Raw genomic sequence first — 7,039 nt, forward strand, 5'->3', positions numbered from 1 at the left:
GAGGGAGTGGCTAAAATAACGGGCCGTTTTTCGATGAGATCCCTGGACCATTTTTCGCTTGACAAATACATTGATTCCGCCTCTTTGATTTCTGAACGACCATCTTCTTATACCATTTTCCCGTAAAAATACCTCCCTCAAAAATGATATAAACTTTAAAAACGGATATGATACTATTATCTATTAAAACTGTTCGGTTGCGAAATTTGAATTCTACGACTACTCAAAACGTTTCCGGCAAATATATATTCTGTTTACCGGAAATTTAAAACGAAGAGTAGTATGAGTTTCCGATTTTCAAAGAAATTCTGCACAGCAAAACATCCGCCCCTCTCCGAAGCGGATGTTCCTCTTACCTTCAACCTTCATATCAGGAATGGATATCTCCTTATCTTTTCTTCTGTGTACTTTTACGTTTTTCTGCTGTTCTTCCTTTGAGTGATGGATATAAACAAGCTGTGACCATAGAAGATAAATCAATTTTTTGTAGACCGAAAAAACAGATATATCCATACTTCTATGGAGAATAGTATTACTCCAAATAATTCTTGATTTGGATCTTCAGATACTTTCCTACAACATCCGAAAACCTCTTTATGTCGTGAATATAAGCAAAGTCTTTGCCGAATATCAACTGTTCGGCGACTCGATCTTCTTCCTTACCGGTGAAAACTCCCAGGACCGCGACCCCCTTCTTGCGGAGTTTTCGTACCTCAAAAGCCGTATCGTAGATCGCCTCCTGACCGGAGTAGTTCCTGACCTTGCTGACAAAGACCGAAGACAGCTTCGATCCTCTCATATCGCTCGGTCTTCCGTCGCTGAGTATAAGGACAATATGTTTCTTTTCGTCTTTTTCCTCTATAAGACGATCCAAAAACCGAAGTGCCAGACCGTCCCGGTTGCTTCCCTCGCTCTTGTAATAAAACACTTCCTTGTTGGAATTTTTTTCACTGTAATAGTCCCGATACTCCTTTAAGATCGTGTAATCAAAGAGGGTTTGAAATGACATGATTCTGACAGGGATATGACAGAGACTGAGTGCCTCTGCGATGATAAAAGCCTGTGCAGCTACCGGACCTTCCCTCTCCATCTGAGAACCGCTCGAATCCAAAAACAGATCCACGACAAATTCTCCCCTTGCATCCTTACTCTGCTTACAAAAAACATTTCTATCGTTCAAATATCGGTATCTCCACACCGACGGTGCGATGAGCCTTCCCGTATCGGACTTACCGAGAGACTCCTCCATATCCGGCAGGATCGCTCTTTCGATTGTTTCTTTGAGTCTCGTAATGTTTCTTCTATACACCCTGTGATGGTATCGATAGTGTGCCAGATTCTCATCCCTGCTCTCTTTTAACTTGGACAACCGATAGGAGTCCGTTATCTTCATAAAGTTTTTTGTAAGATGCAGCCGACAGTTTTGATGAAGCCCGGTACACAATTCTTTTTGTATCCTTATCGATTCATTTTGTGAAAATACACCGCTTCCGTAATACCTGATGATCTCGTTGTGCATCCTGTCATATGTGACAGGAGATGAGAGCAGAGAAACTTCCTGCATATCCTTCTCAAAACTCCCTGCTTCCTTATCACCGAAATCATTGGGATTAAACTCCGCCGATGCGATCGATACAGGTTCTCCTTTCGAGATTTTTGAATGTCTTGATGTTGAAGAGGTTTTTTTAAAAGAGGAGTCTCCTTCGTGCTCCGCCCTCTTCCTCTCATCTACATAATAACGAAATTCCCTGTTGAAGCGGAAGAAGTCCGCCAAAATCTCTTCCAGAAAATCAAACCATCTTCCTATATCAAAATCGCCCATTTCTTCTATTTTTTGAGCTAACTCTCTCACATTGGCTCGTGTCTTGGGAAGTTTTTTTTGCCTCAAAAGATAGATCGCATTTCGAAGTTCCTGGGTGATATCCTTAGGCTTCCTTCTTTGATATCTGTCAAGGGCAGCTTCTTGGGCCTTTTGATAATAGAACAAGAGTACCGGTCTTATCTTCTTCCACCTGTTCATCTGCCTGATCTCCATTGTCAACACAAAGATCTCGCTTACGATTTCATAAGCCTCCACCTTGTTTTTGAACGCAATCAGACGCTCCTGAGCCTGATATCCGATCCCTTCCTTATATAGGGTAGCAAACAAAACCGTTCGGATAAAATCCAAACATTCAATCCCCGTATCTTCAATCAAAGAGAAATCCGGGCTTATCTCGTAGTCTTCCGTCATCGTCCAAACAATGTTTTCCCTTCTTACAAGAGCTTGTTGTTCATCGACTTCTTGCCCATACAAAACATTTTCTTTTAAATTCTTAGACATGGAAGACATCTTCCCTTCCCTCGTTTCCCGTCAAACGTAGTCGTATGACATCTTCAACGATCTCCTTCTCAAATTCGTCAAAAGTCTTTCCGACAATTCCCATATCCAAGGCACGACCGGACGGAAGCCCTTTTCCGATAACTCCGATCGCTCCCAGCAACCCCCGAAGATCAACCGCCTTTGAAGATATTTCAGAATATGCGGCTTTCAATTGAAGATCCAGGAATAACTCCGCAAACACATCCGCATACTCCTCCTTCACATCGGGATACTCGGTTTTGATGATATAGTTCAAATGTTCTTTCGTCATCTTTGGGATATCCAAAACCATAAACCGCGAGACAAGAGCCTCATTGAGTTCTTTGGTCCCCGCATATCCGTAGTTCATGGTTGCGATAAACCTCGTCGCTTCATGCAGATTCTTTTTCTCATAGCCGGGCACATCAATCAGCCTTCTGTAATCCAAGGCGGAATGAAGTACGGAAAGAGCATCGTTTTTTGCCATATTGATTTCGTCAAAGATACCGAAGCCTCCATATTCGGCACAATTGTAGATACTCCCCCGGCGAAAACGAACCTCTCCTCCTACAAAGGTATCACTTCCTATAAGAGAAGAACTGTCCGAATTCACGTTGAGTGATACCGTCCAGACAGGTCTACCGAACGCATAAGCCAAGTTCTCGGCGAGAACATTCTTTCCCGTTGCCTTCGCTCCCGACAACAGAAGGTTCTCCCCCTGCAAAAGAGCCGAGATCGCCATTTCCCATACACTTCTTCCATAGTAAAAGAACCTCGGTTTCACAACTCTACGTTCCACCTCGGTCTCCACCTTATAATATGCTCTGAAACGCTCCAACTCATCAATCAAGCCCTCTGCCACACCCTGTTTCTTCAAAAAATCGATCATATTCAATCTCCCATCCTTTAAATTCAATGCTCTCCATCTTGTGATACCTATCGAATCGCTTCTCAAAACATATATAAGAATCGTAGATCCCTCATAAATGTATGGTATAATTAATACTACTATTGCTTTGAATGATGGATATCAACGATTTGTAATCCATAGAAGAGAAAACAAATTTTCGTGATTGCAACGCAAATATAACAACACTTCCATCGAAGAATAGTATAAAATACTCTATCTGTAAAAACCATATCCCTGTTAAAAATACCTGACAGTTGCGGAACCATGTTGTGTTGCAGAACCACTTAATAGTCTTTGTTGTATTTTGTGGAAATCGAGTCTCTTATTCGCTATATGTTTCCTTTCGTTTACTTGAATTTTCTTCGATTTCAAATATACCTCAATTCTTATTATACCATTTTTTCAACAAAGCAATCTTTTCCTCTCCATGAAAAAAAGAGGGTAAGAACCCTCTTTTTTTCTCTTTGAAAAAGACTTGTTTCTTTACATAGTTTGATCCAAGGTAGCTTGAATCAAACCGTTGTTGTCCAGCTTGGAAAGTTCTTTCACCTTTTCCAGATCCAAGCCTACTGCTGCGGTAAATCTCTCTCCATATTCTTTGTCTGCCAGGTAACAGTGAACAGCATGACGATACTTGATATTATTCGTTACGGATGCAATATCTCCGGCAGTATTATCGATCAGAATCTGTTTTTTATCCTCCGTTAATACTCTCCACAAATCTCCACCCGCTCGGAAGCAATCATCAGTCGGGTCGTCCTTGGGATCATAACGATAGACCGAACCTTCAAGATCCAACGGAGGCTCTGCAACCTCAGGAGTAGCGGACCATGTTCCCGCACTGTTAGGTGTATAGGCAACCGTTCCACCGTAGTTTCCATCCGTTCTCATCGCACCGTCTCTATGGTACTCATTGACTTCCACCTTCGCACGATTTACAGGAATATGGTTGTGATTTACTCCAAGACGATAACGCTGTGCATCGCCGTAGGAGAACAGACGCCCTTGCAAGAAACGGTCAGGACTGAAACCGATTCCCGGTACAACGTGAGCCGGTGTGAAGGCAGCTTGCTCCACCTCTGCAAAATAGTTTTCGGGATTTCTGTTTAATTCCAACACGCCCACTTCGATCAGCGGATACTCTGCATGTCTCCATATCTTTGTAATATCAAAGGGATTCTCATAGTGATTTTTTGCCTGTTCCTCCGTCATGATCTGAACATACATCGTCCACTTCGGAAAATCTCCTTTTTCAATCGCTTCGTAAAGGTCTTTTCCATGGAACTCCCTATCCATACCCGTAATTTTTGCAGCCTCTTCATTGCTTAAGTTCTTGATTCCCTGTTGGGTCTTAAAGTGGAACTTACACCAAACTCTCTCATTCTTTTCATTGTAGAAAGAAAAGGTGTGTTCTCCGAAGAAGTGCATGTGTCTATAACTTGCAGGAATTCCTCTATCACTCATAACAATAGTAATCTGGTGGAAGCATTCCGGAAGCAGAGTCCAAAAATCCCAATTGTTTTGTGCGGAACGTCTTCCGGTTCTCGGATCCCGCTTTACTGCACGGTTCAAATCGGAGAAGTTATGCACGTCTCGGATAAAGAATGTCGGTGTATTATTTCCAACCAAATCCCAGTTTCCTTCTTCCGTATAGAACTTTACTGCAACTCCACGAATGTCTCTCTCACAGTCCGATGCTCCTCTTTCTCCCGCAACTGTCGAGAAACGAACAAAAAGCTCGGTTTCCGCTCCCGGTTGTAACACTTTAGCCTTGGTATACTTGGAAATGTCGTGAGTAACGGTAAACTTTCCGTAAGCCCCCCATCCCTTCGCATGCATTCTTCGCTCAGGAATAACTTCCCTGTTGAAATGTGCCATTTTTTCCATCAACCACACATCACTCATAACAACCAGTCCTCTAGGACCTGCGGTTATGGAATTTTCGTTATCGGCAATCGGTGCTCCTACCTCGTTTGTTAACTTTTTCTTGTCACTCATAATAGTCCTCCTTCATTCATAAAACGGCTTCTATTTTTTCCAAAAACCGTTTCTTCACATTTATAACGTTACCACATTTTTCTATAAAAGTGCATTGCACATAAATAGCATCCATAAATAAACACAGCTCTTAGGGAGCATAAACATCCCTATTTTCGGATTTTTATTTACCCACAAAACAACCGGTAAATAAAAAGCAAAACTCAGTAAAATCGCTACCCACATCCATCGAAAACCTTCTATATCCCTTCCAAACACCAGATAAAACAGTGCCACTATCACACCGATTACAAAGAATGGAACATTTCGGATAATACTCCACTTTACAGGCGGATAGCGCTCAAACCATTTGTTCTGAGGAAAAAAGCAGGAGCCTATCCTCAAAATCGAAAGAACAACCAACACCGTCCATAACCAAGGAATATCCACCTCAAAAACCCGAGTTCCTATCTGATACAAAAAGAGATAAAACACTGTCATCGTAATCGAAGTAATCAGTTTTCCCAAGCCCAGTGCCGCTCGGTACCTCTCTTCATCAGTCTTCAAGATTGTCATGATTCGAGGCAGCAGATGGAACGAATCTCCAACAGCCAAAACAAGCCCCATAATCCCCGCCATCTTAACCACACCATTCCCCTTGTAAGAAAGAAAGTACAGACCTAAGAAAAAGGCGATACTCAAGTACAGTATATCAAAAACAACCTCGACTCTTCCAAAAACTCTTTTCATATTTTCTCCCACCACCCATAAAAGACTTTCTTCCATCATACATTTCGATCAATCGATAGTTCTCAATTAACCGAAGTTTATTATCAAATTGTAATCATTACATATTTTATGGATTGAATTATATCGGACTTACAAAAAGATGTCAATAGTTTTTTGAATTTTATTTTTATAAAATTCTCCCTTGTTATAACCTTTCTTAAACATTACAATTTCACGGTTTTATAATGTCAGGGCATTGCAACTTTTGTGCTAAGATTTTCGCAAAAACATAGGATAATCCATACAAAGAAACAAAAACTCGTCGCACTAACCCTCTTCTGTCTAAAATAAGTGTTCACTCTGTATGAGTGTACGTTAATACAGAATGTCAACAACGAAGCCCAATCAACAGAGCATATCCTATCGATTCGGATCAAGACAAAAACGATCCATCTTTATGTAGGATATCCACTCTAAAATGTGATGGGATTAACGATCGTTCCTAAGTACAACTCAAATTCAATGTTTAAAATAAATCAGGTTTCCTCTAAGAAAATAACACTTCGCGGAGTTTTGTCTCTCACTTTATACCCTATGTCGATTTAAACTAAACAAAATACTTTGCAAATCATTCCTTGCTTAAAAACTGAAACGGGAAGTGTTTCCTCTGAAAAAATCTATATTCCAACAGAAGATATAGGCCATTTCTTGATAAATATATCACGAATATGTCCATCTTTCGATTTCATGCTATCCTTCTGATAGAACGATTTTCATATCCATTCTCTACAACGAAGAAAATTCGTTTTCTCTTCTACGGAGTGCAAATCGTTGATATCCACCATTTAAAGGAATAATCGTATTATCTTCTACAGAGTGAAAAGTGTCGCAATTATTTTTCGAAAATTTTTTGCACAAAAAAGACAGAGCATCTCTGCCCTGTCTTCTTCCACATCTTCCGATGTCTTATTCGATAATCTTATCTACGACTCCCGCTCCTACGGTTCTTCCGCCTTCGCGGATCGCAAATCTCAATCCTTCTTCACAAGCGATCTTTGTGATCAACTCTACCGTCATTACTA

5 protein-coding genes are annotated in these 7,039 nt (G+C 41.0%); all 5 read right to left on the reverse strand.

All coding sequences use genetic code 11. The annotated features are described in order from the left end of the window. Positions 1-532 precede the first annotated feature (532 nt). Positions 533-2,323 carry a vWA domain-containing protein gene (locus tag ACFO4R_RS11385; RefSeq protein ID WP_379789282.1) on the reverse strand — a complete coding sequence of 597 codons (1,791 nt, stop codon included), beginning with the start codon at positions 2,321-2,323 and terminating at the stop codon, positions 533-535. Further along, positions 2,316-3,236 (reverse strand): AAA family ATPase, encoded by a 921-nt coding sequence (locus ACFO4R_RS11390; protein WP_379789284.1) that lies wholly within the window; start codon positions 3,234-3,236, stop codon positions 2,316-2,318. Before ACFO4R_RS11390 ends, ACFO4R_RS11385 begins: the two co-directional genes overlap by 8 nt. Before the next feature lie 498 nt (positions 3,237-3,734). Next, positions 3,735-5,249: a catalase gene (locus tag ACFO4R_RS11395; RefSeq protein ID WP_465254266.1), complete on the reverse strand. Its 1,515-nt coding sequence runs from the start codon at positions 5,247-5,249 to the stop codon at positions 3,735-3,737. Between the two features lie 81 nt (positions 5,250-5,330). Then, positions 5,331-5,978, reverse strand: a complete 648-nt coding sequence (locus ACFO4R_RS11400) for a hypothetical protein (RefSeq protein WP_379789285.1) — start codon at positions 5,976-5,978, stop codon at positions 5,331-5,333. Between the two features lie 945 nt (positions 5,979-6,923). Next, positions 6,924-7,039: EF-Tu C-terminal domain-related protein (locus tag ACFO4R_RS11405; RefSeq protein ID WP_465254255.1), on the reverse strand; the 116-nt coding region annotated here is incomplete at its 5' end.

The organism is Filifactor villosus, assembly GCF_042652965.1.
GTDB lineage: Bacteria > Bacillota > Clostridia > Peptostreptococcales > Filifactoraceae > Filifactor > Filifactor villosus.

What these genes read in the sequence shown, in the direction of transcription:
- ACFO4R_RS11395 (WP_465254266.1), bottom strand. Translation starts at nt 5,249, where the DNA reads ATGAGTGACAAGAAAAAGTTAACAAACGAGGTAGGAGCACCGATTGCC.
- ACFO4R_RS11400 (WP_379789285.1), bottom strand. Translation starts at nt 5,978, where the DNA reads ATGAAAAGAGTTTTTGGAAGAGTCGAGGTTGTTTTTGATATACTGTAC.
- ACFO4R_RS11385 (WP_379789282.1), bottom strand. Translation starts at nt 2,323, where the DNA reads ATGTCTAAGAATTTAAAAGAAAATGTTTTGTATGGGCAAGAAGTCGAT.